The 16,574-nt window shown below is 38.3% G+C and carries 11 protein-coding genes and 2 pseudogenes; 2 read left to right on the top strand and 11 right to left on the bottom strand.

Annotation, left to right across the window (positions count from 1 at the left end):
* Window positions 1-19 precede the first annotated feature (19 nt).
* Both D7I46_RS02960 and D7I46_RS02955 read left to right on the top strand, forming a co-directional pair.
* Window positions 20-973, top strand: a complete 954-nt coding sequence (locus D7I46_RS02960) for an AraC family transcriptional regulator (RefSeq protein WP_120771523.1) — start codon at window positions 20-22, stop codon at window positions 971-973.
* 247 nt (window positions 974-1,220) lie between these two features.
* Window positions 1,221-1,757 carry a ClbS/DfsB family four-helix bundle protein gene (locus tag D7I46_RS02955; RefSeq protein WP_120771522.1) on the top strand — a complete coding sequence of 179 codons (537 nt, stop codon included), beginning with the start codon at window positions 1,221-1,223 and terminating at the stop codon, window positions 1,755-1,757.
* 429 nt (window positions 1,758-2,186) lie between these two features.
* On the opposite strand, the gene D7I46_RS02950 is transcribed toward D7I46_RS02955, so the two are convergent.
* The 11 genes and pseudogenes from D7I46_RS02950 to D7I46_RS02900 all read right to left on the bottom strand — a co-directional run bounded on the left by D7I46_RS02950 (window position 2,187) and on the right by D7I46_RS02900 (window position 16,554).
* Complete coding sequence (locus D7I46_RS02950) at window positions 2,187-3,593, bottom strand: APC family permease (protein WP_120771521.1); 1,407 nt, start codon at window positions 3,591-3,593, stop codon at window positions 2,187-2,189.
* A 68-nt stretch (window positions 3,594-3,661) separates the two neighbouring features.
* On the bottom strand, window positions 3,662-4,996 hold the full coding sequence (locus tag D7I46_RS02945; protein ID WP_120771520.1) for an aspartate aminotransferase family protein: 1,335 nt from the start codon (window positions 4,994-4,996) through the stop codon (window positions 3,662-3,664).
* 192 nt (window positions 4,997-5,188) lie between these two features.
* The gene (hemB, locus tag D7I46_RS02940) at window positions 5,189-6,172 is read right to left on the bottom strand and encodes a porphobilinogen synthase (RefSeq protein ID WP_120771519.1); all 984 of its coding nucleotides are present in this window, start codon (window positions 6,170-6,172) and stop codon (window positions 5,189-5,191) included.
* Between the two features lie 51 nt (window positions 6,173-6,223).
* A complete protein-coding gene (gene hemA, locus D7I46_RS02935) occupies window positions 6,224-7,501 on the bottom strand; it encodes a glutamyl-tRNA reductase (RefSeq protein WP_120771518.1) in 1,278 nt (425 codons plus the stop codon).
* Window positions 7,502-7,505: 4 nt separating this feature from the next.
* Window positions 7,506-8,924: a protoporphyrinogen oxidase gene (hemY, locus tag D7I46_RS02930; protein ID WP_120771517.1), complete on the bottom strand. Its 1,419-nt coding sequence runs from the start codon at window positions 8,922-8,924 to the stop codon at window positions 7,506-7,508.
* 88 nt (window positions 8,925-9,012) lie between these two features.
* On the bottom strand, window positions 9,013-9,495 hold the full coding sequence (locus D7I46_RS02925) for a PAS domain-containing protein (RefSeq protein ID WP_162930823.1): 483 nt from the start codon (window positions 9,493-9,495) through the stop codon (window positions 9,013-9,015).
* 13 nt (window positions 9,496-9,508) lie between these two features.
* Window positions 9,509-10,515 (bottom strand): annotated as a pseudogene (gene hemE, locus D7I46_RS02920) (uroporphyrinogen decarboxylase).
* Between the two features lie 68 nt (window positions 10,516-10,583).
* Window positions 10,584-11,486, bottom strand: coding sequence for a ferrochelatase (gene hemH, locus D7I46_RS02915; RefSeq protein WP_240424478.1), 903 nt, complete (start codon window positions 11,484-11,486; stop codon window positions 10,584-10,586).
* Window positions 11,487-11,989: 503 nt separating this feature from the next.
* Window positions 11,990-15,180 (bottom strand): annotated as a pseudogene (gene carB / locus D7I46_RS02910) (carbamoyl-phosphate synthase large subunit).
* A gap of 406 nt (window positions 15,181-15,586) precedes the next feature.
* A complete protein-coding gene (locus D7I46_RS02905; RefSeq protein ID WP_120771514.1) occupies window positions 15,587-16,060 on the bottom strand; it encodes a glutathione peroxidase in 474 nt (157 codons plus the stop codon).
* A 20-nt stretch (window positions 16,061-16,080) separates the two neighbouring features.
* Window positions 16,081-16,554 (bottom strand): HAD domain-containing protein, encoded by a 474-nt coding sequence (locus D7I46_RS02900; protein ID WP_120771513.1) that lies wholly within the window; start codon window positions 16,552-16,554, stop codon window positions 16,081-16,083.
* Between the last annotated feature and the right edge of the window lie 20 nt (window positions 16,555-16,574).

Raw genomic sequence — 16,574 nt, 5'->3', positions numbered from 1 at the left:
CTAACAGGAGGTTGTAGACGTGAAAAATGAATTGGAGAATATTTATCATTCAAAGATAAACAATCTGAATTTTTTGTTAGTGGATATTGCTTATCGTAAACCCCATTTGCACTTTGATATGGAAGTATCATTTGTTCTTGAAGGAAAAGGAAAAATTAGAACTCAAGAACAAGAATTTACCATCCAAGCAGGGCAAGGTATTATTTTTAATAGTTGCCAGATTCATGAGTTCATCTCAGAGCAAGCCATGAAAGTCTTGGTCGTGCAGTTTAGTACAACGATTCTTGAGATTGTTTTTCCACAGTTGGATCGGACCAACTTTGAGAGCCAACCTTTTGACTTGGAGAATAATCCTGAAGTCCTTTATTTTATTCTTCAAGCAGCTCTGAGCTACTTTGAAGAAGGGACACATTCTCCGCTGCGCGTGCATGGTTATACCTCGTTGGTTCTGGATGGGCTGATGGAAATCTGCAATTATGACATTTTGAGTGCGGCTCAACAAAATAAATTAATGGACTTACAAGAGCGTATCCAACGGATTTCTTCGTACATCCATGAACACTACACCAGCAAGATTTCTCTGGATGATTTAGCTACACGTGAAGGATTTTCTCGGACTTACTTTAGTCACTTTTTTAAAAATAATTTTGGCATTACTTTTAAAGAGTACTTGGATAACTTACGTTGTGAAAAAGCACGCACCCTTCTCGCCTCGACAAATGAAAACTTGCTCACGATTTCCTATATCTGCGGTTTTTCTGATATTAGGACGTTGAATAATGCATTCTCTAAGTGTTATGGTGTTTCTCCAAGGGATTATCGAACGAATAACCTGAACTCTCCCTCATTGGTAGAGATGTCTTTTAATCAAGACGAAATTGATAATCAACGAAGTTATAATGATAAAGAAAGTTTTGATTTGCTTCAGCACTATTTTGATGAGAGGTTTACAAGATTTGTTTTTAAACGTTAATTCTTATTTCCCCCTTGCACAATAACAATGATACCGTTTTCCTAAATGTTTGTCTTACCAATTCTTTCGATTTTAAAGTGGAAACGTTGTCATTTTTATAATTCGTTTTATAACTATCAAAATTAATATATAAAAAACGATTCTTTTATTAAGAATCGCGGAAAATAGATTTTGTAAAAAATGAATTTGATAGAATATATATGCTTCGTGATACAATACTAATAACACGTAAACGAGGAAATTTAATATGGTAAAAGCTACAAATAAATCCGAACTTATTTTCTACTCTCAAAAGAATTGGGAGAAACTTTGGAAATTAATTAATGATATGGATGAAGAAATGAAAAATGGAACTTTTAGATTTAACCCCGAAGGGAAAAAAGAGCAACATTGGTCGAGAGATAAGAATACTAGAGATGTTTTGGCACATTTATATGAGTGGCATAAACTCCTACTCAATTTTGTTATGAAAAATAGACAGGGAGAGCATATCTCCTTTCTGCCCATCCCTTATTCGTGGAAAAATTATGGAGATATGAATGAAAAATTCTGGGAAAAAAATCAAAAAATTTCTTTTGAAGATTTGAAACAACAAATTTTTCAAACACATCAAGAATTAATTACTCTCATTGGTACTTTTTCTAATGATGAATTATATATAAAAAAATATTTCAACTGGACTGGGACAACTAGTCTAGGACAATATTTTCAATCTTCTTTACCTTCCCACTATGACTGGGCTTTGAAAAAGCTAAGGCTTCATAAAAAGACATTTCAAAATTAATAAACAAGTCTATCAAAAATAAAAAGATTCATTCAGTTATAATAGTTAATAAGGGATGTACTTCTAACCTCTAGGAGTCATGCTTTTTTATTTACTCCATAAATAATCATAGTTATACAATCTTCAATCTGCTGGATAAACGTTTGTTCATTCATCTGTGATAAATTTATGATTAAGACAATGAGATGTAAAATTTCGCTTCAGTTGATTAATCATCCATCTTCTTGTCTTGTGTAAAAAACAAATCGTTTTAGAAATTGGGGGAAAAACCATACCCTTCTCTACCAGTTGGACAATTTTTAACAACTTGAAATTTAAAATTTACACTTTATTTGAGGTAGAAAAACCTCCTAAAATAGATTTTATACTGTTTCTTTGCAGTATCTATTATTTTAAGAGGTTCTTTTTATTTTCGACTATTATCATATCTTACTGTTTCTTTATTTTACCATGCTTACTTCCATAAAGTGTATAAACAATAATTCCAAGAATAAACCAAATAAATGCTCCTAGTTTTGCTGCTGGATCAAGCATTTCAAAGACGATGACTGAGCCAATCGCTCCAAGTGCTGGCAATATAGGGTAAAATGGCATTTTATAACTTGCGTCGGGTAAATCCTTTCCTTCTCTTGGACGAAGGGCAAACATTCCTAAGGAAACAAAGATAAATGCTACCAAGGTCCCAGCAGAAATAAGTTGTGCCAAAAAGGCAAATGGGAAAAATGCGCCAATGACGATAGCGACAACGGTCAACACTAATAGTCCATTGGACGGAAGTCCTCTTTTATCTAGGTTTCCTACTTTTGCTGGAAGCATTCCATCACGTCCAAATGCATAAAGTAGACGAGAACCCGCCAGTACCATCCCTAGCAAAGCAACAAACATCCCTGCGTCCGCAACTACTGATACAACTACTGAAAGTGTACCAAAACCAGCTTTTTCCAAAGCCCAAGAAACTGGTGCAGCATTTCCTGCGTATGAAGAATAAGGGTGCATACCTACTAGAACTAAAGTTACCGCTGAGAATAGAACGACTGCAATTAGTAGTGAACCAAGAATACCAATGGGCATTGTACGTTTCGGATTTTTAGCTTCTGCTGAATTAGCAGCAATGGAATCAAAACCGATGTATGCAAGGAAAATCATTGATACACCTGATAAAATACCAGAAACTCCTCCAAAACCTGTTTTTGGATTATGAGCTGGGATAAAGGGAACATAATTGTGTGCTTTAATGACGGTTAAACCTACAAAGATAAAGACTAGAATAGCTGCAACTTTTAGGACGACAAGAATCTGGCCGACTCGTCCTGCATCTGATGCTCCTCGCCAGACAACAAAAGAGGATACAGCAATAACTAGTAGAGAAATCAAATCAACAATACCACCCTTTGTACCAAAAGGGCTTGCTAAAGCTGCTGGCATATGAAAGTTGAGCTGCCCAAGTAAGTTTTGAAAGGTTGCTGAGAATCCAGAACCTACAAAGGCAACTGCAATGAAGTATTCAGCAAGGAGTGCCCAACCTGCAATCCATCCAAATCCTTCTCCAAATAAGACCGAAATCCATGAATAAGCAGAACCCGCAAATGGCATAACTGTTGACATCTCTGCATAGGCGAAGGCTACTAGACCAGCTACAATAGCGGCTAACAAAAATGAGAATACGACTGCGGGTCCTGCATATTCGGCTGCTACAATACCAGGTAAGGTGAAAATCGAAGTGGAGATGATTGTTCCAACCCCGAGGGCAAGGAAATCTCTCACTCCTAAAACTTGTTCTAATTTTTTATCTTTTTGATAATATGTGCTAAAACTTGCACGTTTTGTGAATCCCATGTTTTTCTCCTAATGCTTTATGTTATTTCTTCTTTAAACGACTTTACTGCAATGGTAAGTGTCGTTTGTTACCAGCCTATTTTTTCTGAGTGTTCTGGTAGGGTTAGCTCATTATTTTTATAAGCCTCAAAGGCAATTTCAATTTGTTTGAATCCTTTGTTGAGCTGCGCTTCAGTAATGACTAGTGGTGGTTGAAAGCGGAGAATATTTCCTCGTAAACTAATCATAATGACACCAAGTTGAAATAATTTGTAGATGATTTTAGTCGTTCCATCTATATCTGGACTACCATTGCTATCAACAATATCAATGCCTCCATCAAGTCCATACATTCTTGTATCTCCGATGAAGTCATATTTTTCTTTCATTGTTTGAAAAAATTCGAAAGATTGTTTTCCAAGCTGTTCCGAGCGCTTGACAAGTTTTTCTTCTTCAATGACTTCTAGAGTTGCATGGGCTGCTGCTGCACATATCGGGTTTCCTGCCGTAGTAAATACGTGAGCTGGCGCGGCTAAACTATCCATAATTTCTGTACGTCCTATGAGAGCAGACAACGGGAGTCCTGATGCCAGTGATTTCCCAACACTGATTAAATCTGGTTCAATGTTAAAATGTTCAACAGACCACATCTTCCCTGAACGTCCAAGTCCTTGATTAATTTCATCAACTGCAAAAATAATTCCGTGTTTTCTTGTAAAATCGTATAGGCGCTTGAGATAGTCTTTTGGTGCTGCGATGATACCTCCATCTCCCTGAATAGGTTCAATGATGATCGCTGCTACTTCTTCAACTGGTAACCATGTTTCAAAAGGGAGTGTAAACATCTGCCACATTCTATCTATAAATTGGTCATCTGTTTCATTTTCCATTCTTAGATGTGTGTCGGGGTAAGGGAGTTTTATAATATTAGGTAAAAGTGGTCCTATTTTTCTTGACATATTTAGGCTGACTGAGGACAAGCTTAATGAACCATAGGTTGAACCGTGATAAGCTCCGGTAAAGCTAATAATATATGGTCGTCCTGTATAGGCGCGAGAAAATTTTATTATTGCATCATTAGCATCCGAGCCAGACGTTCCTAATGCAACTTTCTTGGAAAAATTTCCTGGAGCAAGCTGTGCTAGTTTGGTCAGTAGTGAAGCGGTCATTTCATTTGCATAATAGGCAGGAGTGAAATGAATGAGTCGCTCTGCTTGCTCTTGAATCGCCTTGACAACTTTAGGGTGACAATGACCTACATTTGCAGAGGATGCGCTAGAAAGGAAATCAATATATTCTCGTCCCTCCACATCATATAACAATGCACCGCTCCCACGTTCAAGCACAATATCAAAGTATTTGACGCGTGAGCTCTCTGGAATACTTTCTGCTTCTTCGGTTAGGATACTGTGGTTATCCTTCATATACTCTCCTTTCTTTCTAGTTAAGATGAGTTGCTCTTTTCATCTTTTGAAATGTTATTTATTTAGTATAAATAAATTTTATAGAATTGTCAAAATATTATTAATAATATGGTGTTCTTATTTGCTTATTACATCATTCGTGATAAATAAAACACAATCGAAATCTTGATTGTGTTTTTTAGATAATAAAATTCAATCTTCACTGAGCCATTTCGCAACATCTTTTGCAAAGTAGGTAATAATCATATCCGCTCCTGCACGTTTCATGCTGGTTAGCTGCTCAATGACAATGCGTTTTTCGTCGATCCAACCGTTCTGCGCTGCTGCTTTAACCATAGCGTATTCGCCGGATACATTGTAAGTCACAAGTGGGAGATTGCAGTTATTGCGTACATCTCGCGTGATGTCCAGATAAGACAGTGCAGGCTTGACAATCAGAAAATCTGCGCCCTCGTCAATGTCAGACTGCATTTCACGCAAGGCTTCAAGGCGATTTGCTGGGTCCATTTGATAGGTTTTACGGTCAAAGGGTCCTGTGCGTGGGGCAGAGTCTGCCGCATCACGAAATGGGCCGTAGAATGCCGAGGCGTACTTGACCGCATAGCTCATGATGGGAATATTTTCAAAGTCCTTTTCATCAAGTCCAGCACGGATTGCAGCTACAAAACCGTCCATCATATTTGACGGTGCGATAATGTCTGCTCCTGCTTTCGCCTGCGAAACTGCTGTTTTCACAAGAAGTTCAAGGCTTTCGTCATTAATGACACAGTCATGCTCAATCATACCACAATGTCCGTGGTCTGTGTATTCACACAGGCAAGTGTCAGCGATAACAAGAATGTCTGGATGACTCGCTTTAATTTGGCGAATAGCTTTTTGCAAAATTCCATTATCATTGTAAGCTTCGGTGCCTAGGTCGTCTTTATGGTCAGGAATGCCAAAAAGAATCACTGCTGGAATGTTCAGTTGAGCGATGACCTTCATTTCTATTTCCAACTGGTCAAGGCTAAATTGGTATTGACCTGGCATCGAAGAGATTTCTTTTTTTATATTTTCTCCTTCAACAATAAATAAAGGATAAATCAGGTCTTCTTTGCGAATGAAATTTTCGCGTACCATACTGCGCATGGTCTCAGATGACCGCAGACGGCGATGACGGTTAAATTGTAAGTTCATTTTTTCATCTCTTTCTTTTTTGTCAAATTTGACAGTGCTGACTGATTTCTGTCAGCGTTTTTGGTCTTCTGACAGGTTAAATATTTGTTTGAAAAGTGTCAGTTTTTCTGGTGAATTTTCATCAGTAGCGAGTGATTTGACAGTCAAAATGGGCTCACGCAGAAGCTGATTGACAATAGATTTTGTCAGTTTATTGATGACTTTTCGGTCATGAACGGATAAATCTGTCAGTTTATGGTCAATGGTCTCCATGACTTTTTCTTGAATCTGCATTGATTTTTCTTGAAGTTCGGCAATAATTGGTGTAACTTGTTGCGCTGACAGCCAGTTTTTAAATTCATCAGTCGCTTTTAGAATCATTTTTTCTACTTCTTTTTCTGCTTTCTGCCGTTCTGACTTGTTAAATTTGACCAATCGTTCCAAGTCATCAATATCGTAAAGTTTTACCCCTGTGATATCTCTGACAGATGGTTCAATATCTCTTGGCACCGCCAAATCAAAAAGAATCAGCGGCTTATTGTCACGCTTTGCCTGAACAATGCGAACAAGACTCTCATTTAAAATAAAGGATTTACTGGAAGTTGATGAAAAGGCAAAATCCACTTCTGTCAGTAACTTTTCAAGTTCTGTCAGTTTGACAGCCTCAGCATGATAGTGTTCGGCGAGTTTCTGCGCTTTCTCATAAGTGCGATTAGAAATGGTCAGCCCTGCAATCTTCTGGGCGGCAATATATTTCGCTGAAAGTTCCGACATTTGTCCTGCACCAATGACAGCTGCTTTTTTGTCAGATAAATCTGACCAGATATTTTTGGTTAATTGCACCGCAGCAGAGCCTACGGACACGGAATTTCGAGACAGAAGGGTTTCCGTATGTGCCTTTTTGGACAGTGTAATGGCTGATTTAAACAAGGTATTGAGAACACTTCCCGTCGCTTGATTTTCCTGAGCGAAGAGAAAGCTCGATTTGACCTGCGAGAGAATCTGTTCTTCCCCAACAATCAATGACTCCAGGCCACAAGTCACTCGAAAAAGATAGTTTGCGACCTCTAATTCTTGATAAACATCCAAATATCCAGAAAAAGTCGTAATCGAAAGATGAAACCAATTTGCCAAGAAGCGTTTGAGGTAATCTTCACCTCGCTTCGTTTGGTCAACTACAGCATATATCTCTGTCCGATTGCAGGTGGACAAAATCACATTTTCAAATACAGATTGCGATTCTTTCAAAGTTGCCATCGCTGCTGCCAATTCTGACTCTGCGAAAGCGAGTTTTTCACGGAGTTCTATAGGAACTTTTTTATAATTTAAACTTAAAGCTAATAAATGCATTTTTTTATCTCTGCTTCATTACAAAATTTAGTGCTTCGTTGCCATATTTGCGTCCTGCAACAACATTATCAGGCAGGCCGATCGCATCGTAAGACATTCCTGCAATGAAAGTACCTGGTAGTTTTTCAGCAAGAGTCTTCCGTGCTTCTTCCAGACGCGCTTTGTGGCCTACTGTATATTGCGCCATTGAGTTGGTCAAGCGAGAAATTTCAGCAAATTCTGGCTCTCCATCTAAATCCATAATTTGTCGTAAATCTTTGAGTGCAAGTGAAATCAGCTCCTCGTCTGAAAGCGTTACATAACGCTCATCGCCAGGCTTTCCCATGAAAACACGGAGCGTAATCTTGCCTGCTGGTGTCGTGTGCGGCCATTTTTTGTGCAGCCAAGTGCAAGCTGTAATCGAAAAATCAGAATTTCTGGACACTAAAAATCCAGTGCCATCAAAGTCTTTTTTGAGTGCTTCAGCAGGGAATCCCATTGCAATCGTAACCACAGAAGTCGATGGAATATCTGCAAAGCCCTCCATCACACCATAGGCTGCCAAAAGTTGCACCGAAATCTCATGCGGAGTAGTCAAAATAATACTGTCAGCACTGATAAAATTTCCGTCAGCAAATTCTAATCGATAACTGCCACTGTCAGCCAAAATTTTTATCACAGGGCTACTCAGACGCACCTTTTCTTTAGGAATATGGGCTTCAATAGCATCTACTAAAGTTTGCAAACCTGTTGAAAAATTTTGAAACATCCCTTTAACAGCACCACGATAAGGCATTTTTTTCACATTTTCTTTGGCTTGTTCACGAAGTCCACCAATCAAACTGCCATATTTTTGCTCAACTTCGTAAAATTGAGGGTAGGTTGAAAGCAGACTCATTTCATCCAGATTTCCACCATAAACACCTGATAATAAGGGCTCAATCAAATTTTCAACAACTTCATCCCCAAGTCTACGACGGAAAAATTGCCCCATTGATTGGTCAATTTCAGCTGGTGATTTTTCTATTTTAAAGTCATCCATCGCCCTTTTTTTGGCTTCGTCAGAGAATAATCCTGATTCCAAAAAACTTTCTTCATTGGTAGGAACACCCATGATTGACCCCGCTGGAATCGGATATAACTTGCCATTCATCGCGATATAGGCTTGACCTGTCGCATTATTTACAAGCTGCTCAGCGACTCCAACTTCTGCGGCAAGTTCTGCCATCGCTGTTTTCCGCTCCAAAAATGAATCAGGACCACGCTCAATAATATAGCCAGCGTGCTTGACTGTTTCTATTTTCCCACCTAAGCGTGGTTCAGCCTCAACAAGCAAGAGTTCAACAGGCAAATCTTCATTCAAAACTCGTTTTTGCATTTCCATCATTGCTGACAGTCCTGTAATTCCGCCGCCGACAATGACAATTTTCTTCTTATTTATCATTTATTTCTCTTTGTTTTTTATAAAATACATTAAAAGCTCTGTCAGCACTGATAGAAAATACATCAGCACTGACAGAGACTCCTATCTCTTATTTGTCAAGGGGTTTCAACTCTTGGAACTCTTTGATTGTTTCAGGAGCATGTTTTCCTTCTTTATCTTTCAAAATATCAAGGTTAATTGTTACATCCATGCTACCAAGATATTTGCCAGTTTCATCGCGAACAGCCATGAATTTTTGATAAATTTGTCCTGGTTGACCATTACGTTTAGGGAACCAAAATTCAAATTCATCTGCTTTTCCTTCACGAAAATCATCAAGCACTTTTTTCACATGGTGAGCAACTCCTGGGTGAAGCTCTAAAACAGACTTCCCAAATGCTTCTACACGACGTTTATGGACACGGTCAGGATTATTTGAGAACCAACGGAATTTATCATCAGCATCACAAAATCCCATTTCAAAAGGCAACATTTTGATAATTGTATCTAAAGTGCTTGCCTTAATTGTGCCAGTTTCAAATTTGATAATAGCTTCTGGACCAACAACTTCGCTTAATTTTTCTTCAGTCATAACGACCTCTTTTCTATTTTTTGTTTTTGTCAGCACTGACAGAATTTCTGTCAGCAATTTTTTGTCTTGAATAATCATGAACAAAAGCGGTCAAACGCTTCAGGACCTCAGGATTAACTTCTGGGAAAACACCATGTCCTAAATTAAAAATAAATCCAGCCTGATGAGCCATTCCCATGTCTAAGATTTCTCGTGTCGCTTGTTCAATCACATCCCACGGTGCCAAAAGTAACGAAGGATCCAAATTCCCCTGAATTGCTTTCGTCACGCCAAGCTGCTCTGCTTCAGCAATCGTCATGCGCCAATCTAGGCCAATCACATCACAAGGTAAATCGTTCCATTCCAAAACCAAATGTGATGCTCCCACCCCAAACAAAATCAACGGCACTTTTTCCTCACGTAAACTTGAGAAAATTCGACTCATAATCGGTTTAATAAACCGGCGATAATCTGCCACATTTAAACAGCCAACCCATGAGTCAAAAATCTGAATCACAGTTGCCCCTGCTCGAACCTGCGCCCGAACATAGCGAATCACCATGTCACCCAACTTATCCATAAGTGCGAACCAAGCCACAGGATTCGCATGCATAAAAGCCTTGGTCTGATGATAATTCTTTGAAGGCCCCCCTCAATCAAATAGCTCGCCAAAGTAAATGGTGCACCAGAAAATCCAATCAGTGGCACCTCAAGCAATTCCTCTGAAAGCAAGCGAATCGTCTCAAGCACATAGGGAACATCCTGTTCAGGATGAATCTCTCCTAAACGCTCAACATCACACAATGTCCTTATCGGATTTGCAATCACTGGACCAATCCCCGACTTGATTTCAACATCTATACCAATTGCACTCATCGGCGTCATGATGTCTTTATACAGCACCGCTGCATCCACATCGTAATGTTCCACAGGAAGTTTCGTCACATAGGCACAAAGCTCCGAGTCATGTGTAATCTCAAATAAAGTATGGTTCTCCTTTATTTTACGATACTCTGGCTGTGACCGTCCAGCTTGACGCATATACCAGACAGGGACGTGGTCTACCATCTCACCTCTCGCAGCCTTTAAAAAATTGTCATTGAAACTCATTAGTTCAACTCCAACTTTTTCATGATCAAATCTGTGATGCTTCCGACAAAAGTGGGATTCGCGTTCGGCATCCCTGGACGGTGGTAATTCACCCCTAATTCATCACAAACTATTTTACATTCATAATCATTATCAAAAAACACTTCTAAATGTTCCGTAACAAAACCAAAAGGACAATAGATAAAATGTGTGTAACCATGAGCCTGATACAAATCACGTGTGACATCTTGAACATCAGGCCCAAGCCATGTATCCGCCGTTGCACCCTCTGACTGCCAAGCCTGTACTGCGTGTTTAAGATCAGCCTTTTTGATAATTTCAGCAGCAGAATCTGCTACTTGGTGCTTATATGTGTCTTCAATTGCCATCAATTTTTCAGGAAGAGAATGTGCTGATAAGATAACCACTGTTTTATCATGGTCTTCCTCAGGAATTTTAGAAAATTCTTCTTTGATATTATTTGCCCAGAAATCAGAAAACTTCTCTTCTTTCCACCATTCCATAATATCAGTAAAGTGCATATCAGGATATTCTTTTGCAACTTCATAAGCTGCATCATGATATCCTTTCACACTAAACGCAGAATAATGTGGCGCCATCGCAACAGCAACAACTTCACGAATTCCATTTTCGTGCATTTCACGCACCTTATCACCAATAAATGGGGCAACATGTTGAAAGCCTAAATAAAGTTCAAATTCTACTTCAGACTGAACTTCATTGACTTGCTTGTAAAGTTCATCTGCCTGAGCAATCGTCAATTCTATCAACGGCGACAACCCAATCATTTTAAAACGATTAGTTAATTCTTGAAGCTGTTCAGTCGATGGTTTGTGTCCGTGACGAATTCGAGTGTAATAATCCTCAATGCCCTCGTAACTTGATGGTGTTCCAAAAGCCATCACTAATAATCCTACTTTTTTAGTCATGTTTAACGTGTGAAAAACCGATTATAGCACGGTCTTACAATCCTTCTTTCTCTAAAGAATGTAAAAATATCTTTACAACGATTTTATTATACTAAAATTTTTAGATTTTTTCAGACTTTGCGAAAGTTAACATTTGGTTACAAATCACACAAAGTTCACAAATAATTCTGACTTTAACGACACCGTGTAAATTTTGAACGTGAGTTTTATCTAATTCCTAAAAAGAGGGCAGGCTTTAACATCAGGCTTTTAAGCAAAAATAGATTCCTAATTTATATATGACATTATCTTCTGAGAAAAACTTTTCCAGTACAAAAAAGATTGTGCAACTCTCTTTACATAATCATTCATAAATAAAAAAACTTCAAAGTAAACGAGTTACTTCAAAGCTTTTAACTTAATACTATCTACAGTTTCTTATAAAGCTTACAAACATAATCAAAGATAAACTAGTATAAAAAGTCAATCATAAACACTCAAATCATGCGCGTTGAAAAACTGCGACTCTCCATTACTTTAAGAATGGCCGCAACTGTATCAAGTGCGGTAAATAGTGGAATTCCACGACTTATGGCTTCTTGGCGAATCCTGAATCCATCTGTTTCTGTTTGCAGTGATGCACGATTATTTCCCATTGTATTAACAACAGCTTGCACGCGTCCACGTCTGATTTCTTCAATCAAGGTTCCGTCTTCTTCATCGCCAGACAATTTTTCAACTTCTCGAACATAAAGTCCATGGTTCGTGAAGAATTGTGCTGTACCTGTTGTTGCTACAAGGGAATATCCGATTTCTGCGAAAGCTTTTGCAAGCTCCAAGGTTTCTTCTTTATCCTCATCTGCAACGGTAAACAAGACTGATCCGTGGTCCGCCATATGAAGTTTTGCAGCTTCAAAAGATTTATACAACGCTTTTTCGAGTGTTGTATCAGATCCCATCGCCTCACCCGTTGATTTCATCTCAGGTCCAAGTAAGCTATCCACTTTTGCTAATTTTGTAAAGCTAAATACTGGCGCCTTGACGTGTACCATATCAGGAGTAGCTGCTAAACCTTCTTTATAGCCTAATTCACTCAAAGTTTTACCTAATATCATCTTTGTTGCTAACTGTGCCATTGGGATATTAGTAACCTTTGATAAAAACGGAACTGTACGCGAAGCCCGTGGATTGACTTCAATCACGTAAACCTGATGATTATGAATGACAAATTGAATATTCATCATACCAATACAATTTAGACCAAGTGCAAGGCGTCTTGTATAGTCGACAATGGTATCAATGATTTCTTGTGAAAAGGTTTGAGGGGATAGACTGCCATAGAGTCTCCCGAATGGACTCCCGCACGTTCGATATGCTCCATAATACCTGGTAACAATACCTCTTTTCCATCGCAAATCGCATCCACTTCGCATTCGCGCCCTTGCAAATAGCTATCAACTAAAACGGGATGTTCAGGACTTGCTTTTACTGCACGATTCATATAATCTCGCAGGTCTTTCTCGTTATTAATAATCTCCATAGCACGTCCACCAAGTACAAAAGATGGACGAATAAGAACAGGATATCCAATTTTACCCGCTGCAATAACCGCTTCTTCTTCGTTTGTTGCTGTGCTTCCTGGTGGTTGTGGGATAGATAATGCTTTAAGTGCTTTTTCAAAAAGATCGCGGTCTTCTGCTCTATCCAAATCTTCAACTTGTGTCCCTAAGATTTTTACACCTGCTTTTGATAAAGGCTCTGCCAGATTAATCGCAGTCTGTCCACCAAACTGAACAATCACACCAAGCGGTTGCTCAAGGTCAATGACGTTCATGACATCTTCAAAAGTCAAAGGTTCAAAGTAAAGTTTGTCTGAAATCGAGAAATCTGTTGACACTGTTTCAGGATTAGAATTGATCACAATGGCTTCACGCCCTTCTGCTTGAATCGCTTTGACACAGTGAACTGTTGCATAGTCAAACTCAACCCCTTGCCCAATCCGAATCGGACCTGAACCTAAAACAATAATTTTTTCTTTATTAGATTTTACAGACTCGTTCTCCCACTCATATGTTGAATAAAAATAGGGTGTAGAGCTTTCAAATTCGGCAGCACAGGTATCAACCATTTTATAGACAGGGATGAGTTGATTGTCTTGTCTTCTACGACGGACTTCATCAGCATTTACATTCCAAAGTTTAGCGATTTCTTGGTCGGAAAATCCATTTCTTTTAGCTGTTTTTAAAAGGTCTGGGTCGAAAACATTAACTTTTAGCGCTTGTTCAATTTCAACAATATGAAGTAATTTATCAAGAAAAAAGAGGTCGATTTTTGTTAATTCGGCGATTTCTTCTATTGGAATGCCACGGCGAATGGCTTCACTAACGTAAAAGAGTCTGTCATCTTGGACACGAACCATTTTCTCATAGAGGATTTCATCTGTCGCTTCTCGTGCTTCTTCAAGGTCATTGTGAAACACACCAATTTCTAATGACCTGACGGCTTTGAGAAGTGACTCTTCAATGTTACGTCCAATCGCCATCACTTCGCCTGTTGCTTTCATTTGAGTTCCTAAATGTCGGTCTCCATTTTCAAATTTATCAAAAGGAAAACGCGCAATTTTGGCGACAACATAGTCAAGTGCAGGCTCAAACATGGCATAAGTTTTGTTAGTTACTGGATTGATAATTTCATCAAGTGTCATACCAACAGCGATTTTAGCTGACATTTTCGCAATAGGATACCCTGTTGCTTTTGAAGCGAGCGCCGAGCTACGACTCACGCGCGGATTGACTTCAATCACATAATATTTATAACTCTCGGAGTCAAGTGCAAGTTGGACGTTACATCCCCCTTCGATTTTAAGCGCACGGATGATTTTTAAGCTGGCATCACGCAACATTTGATACTCATTATCAGAGAGTGTTTGGCTAGGCGCAAATACAATAGAATCTCCTGTGTGAACACCTACTGGGTCAAAATTTTCCATATTACAAACCACAATAGCATTATCTCTTGAGTCACGCATTACTTCATATTCGATTTCCTTAAAACCTGCAATGGAGCGCTCAATCAGACATTGTGTCACTGGGCTAAGTTTCAATCCATTTGCGGAAATTTCGCGAAGTTCTTCTTCATTGGCACAGATTCCGCCACCTGTTCCACCCATTGTGAAAGCTGGTCTTACAATAACTGGATAGCCGATTGTATTGGCAAAAGCGACCGCTTCCTCAACAGTGTGCACAATTTCTGATTCTGGAATAGGTTCGTTTAACTCTTCCATGAGTTTTTTGAAAAGTTCTCGATCTTCTGCTTGGTCAATCGCACTGAGTTTTGTTCCTAAAAGCTCAATATTTAGCTCTTCCAAAATCCCAGTATTAGCTAGCTCCATCGCCATATTCAATCCCGTTTGTCCACCAAGTGTTGGTAGCAGAGCATCTGGACGTTCTTTGCGAAGAATTTTGCTAACAAACTCAACGGTAATCGGCTCAATATACACTGTATCTGCAATTTCACGGTCTGTCATAATTGTTGCCGGATTTGAATTGACAAGAACGACTTTATAACCCTCTTCTTTTAAAGCAAGACAAGCTTGAGTTCCAGCATAGTCAAATTCAGCAGCCTGTCCAATAATAATTGGTCCAGAGCCTATAATCATAATTTTCTTAATATCAGTACGTTTTGGCATTTGTTCTCCTTATAATTATTCAGCTCTAAATAAGATGAATTGTAACTCTGTTATTTTGCATCTACGTAAGGTAAAGTCCACCTTAAACAAGATAGCATGAGATATGTGCTAAACAGCGCATTTTTATAAAAAAACATCTGCCAGAAATCTAGCAGATGTGTACCAAAATGCTTCAATAATTTACTGACAGAAAGCTGTCAGCAACTTACAGAATGATATTTTTCTCGTTCACAACCTTGCTAGCCTCTCTGGACTAGATTAAAAGTTTTATTGTTTAATAGTTTAGCAAAATTTCTTTTAGATTTCAAGTATTTACTGACAAAAACTCTGTCAGTAAATATTCATTCTGACAGAATAATTATAATGTAAATGGAAAATTTATAAAAAGAACTTTTATATTAGAGTATCAGAGCAATTTTTCAATAGCAGCAACCATATCTTTAGGCTCAGTTGCTGGTGCAAAGCGTTCAATGACATTACCTTCTCGGTCAATCAAAAATTTTGTAAAATTCCATTTGATTGTGCTTCCAACTGTTCCTTTAGCTTCATTTTTCAAAAATTGATAAAGCGGATGCGCTTCTTTACCATTGACTTTAATTTTTTGGAACATCGTAAATTTTACGCCATAATTCAACTGACAAAACTCATTAATTGTGGCGTTTTCAGCAGGATCTTGTCCAGCAAATTGATTACAAGGAAATCCTAAAATCTCAAGTCCTTGACCTTTGTAAGTTTCATACAAATCTTCTAATCCTTCAAATTGTGGTGTAAATCCACATTTGCTTGCTGTATTGACAACAATGACAACTTTCCCTTTATAGTCAGCCATTGATTCGTTTTCACCATTCATCTTAATGGCACTAAAATCATAAAAATTCATTTTTCCCTCCATGATTTATCTTATTTATTTTTCACGTATTCTGATACTTTTTTCATTTCTTTATCAGAAATTCCTACATAAGCATTAGGTTTAATGACAAGTAATTTTCCTTCTTTTATTAATTCTGTCAGTACTGACGAAGCTGTCAGCAGCCAGTGATTCGCATTGTCATCAATAAGAACAAATTTTTTACCTACATTTTGCTGACAGAAAATTTCAATGGTTTCTAATTTCCCCCATAAATAATTTTTGGTATGATATTTAGAAAAATCTAAGAATCCTTGACAATGGAATGCTAACTCATGTTCAAAAATTTTGGCATTGGCTTGCCAAGATGTTGCCCAATAAATTTCAGATTTCTCACTCAAATCTTGTAACCATTTCCGCAATTTTTTACGTACAAAAACAGGACCAACTGCAATCATTTTGTGTTGAGGATACGGACCAAATGGAACCAAAACTCCATCAACATCCAACAATATCACTGTCTCCACTGTAGCTTTAACCTCCTTTC

The organism is Lactococcus allomyrinae (assembly GCF_003627095.1).
Classification (GTDB): Bacteria; Bacillota; Bacilli; order Lactobacillales; family Streptococcaceae; genus Lactococcus; species Lactococcus allomyrinae.
Note: the sequence above shows the minus strand (reverse complement) of the source record. Positions and strands in the feature narration are given on the sequence as shown.

Excerpts from the sequence above, each read along its gene's own strand:
- D7I46_RS02955 (WP_120771522.1), top strand. The coding sequence starts at position 1,221 with ATGGTAAAAGCTACAAATAAATCCGAACTTATTTTCTACTCTCAAAAG.
- D7I46_RS02950 (WP_120771521.1), bottom strand. The coding sequence starts at position 3,593 with ATGGGATTCACAAAACGTGCAAGTTTTAGCACATATTATCAAAAAGAT.
- D7I46_RS02945 (WP_120771520.1), bottom strand. The coding sequence starts at position 4,996 with ATGAAGGATAACCACAGTATCCTAACCGAAGAAGCAGAAAGTATTCCA.
- hemB (WP_120771519.1), bottom strand. The coding sequence starts at position 6,172 with ATGAACTTACAATTTAACCGTCATCGCCGTCTGCGGTCATCTGAGACC.
- hemA (WP_120771518.1), bottom strand. The coding sequence starts at position 7,501 with ATGCATTTATTAGCTTTAAGTTTAAATTATAAAAAAGTTCCTATAGAA.
- hemY (WP_120771517.1), bottom strand. The coding sequence starts at position 8,924 with ATGATAAATAAGAAGAAAATTGTCATTGTCGGCGGCGGAATTACAGGA.
- D7I46_RS02925 (WP_162930823.1), bottom strand. The coding sequence starts at position 9,495 with ATGACTGAAGAAAAATTAAGCGAAGTTGTTGGTCCAGAAGCTATTATC.
- hemH (WP_240424478.1), bottom strand. The coding sequence starts at position 11,486 with ATGGCTTTTGGAACACCATCAAGTTACGAGGGCATTGAGGATTATTAC.
- D7I46_RS02905 (WP_120771514.1), bottom strand. The coding sequence starts at position 16,060 with ATGAATTTTTATGATTTTAGTGCCATTAAGATGAATGGTGAAAACGAA.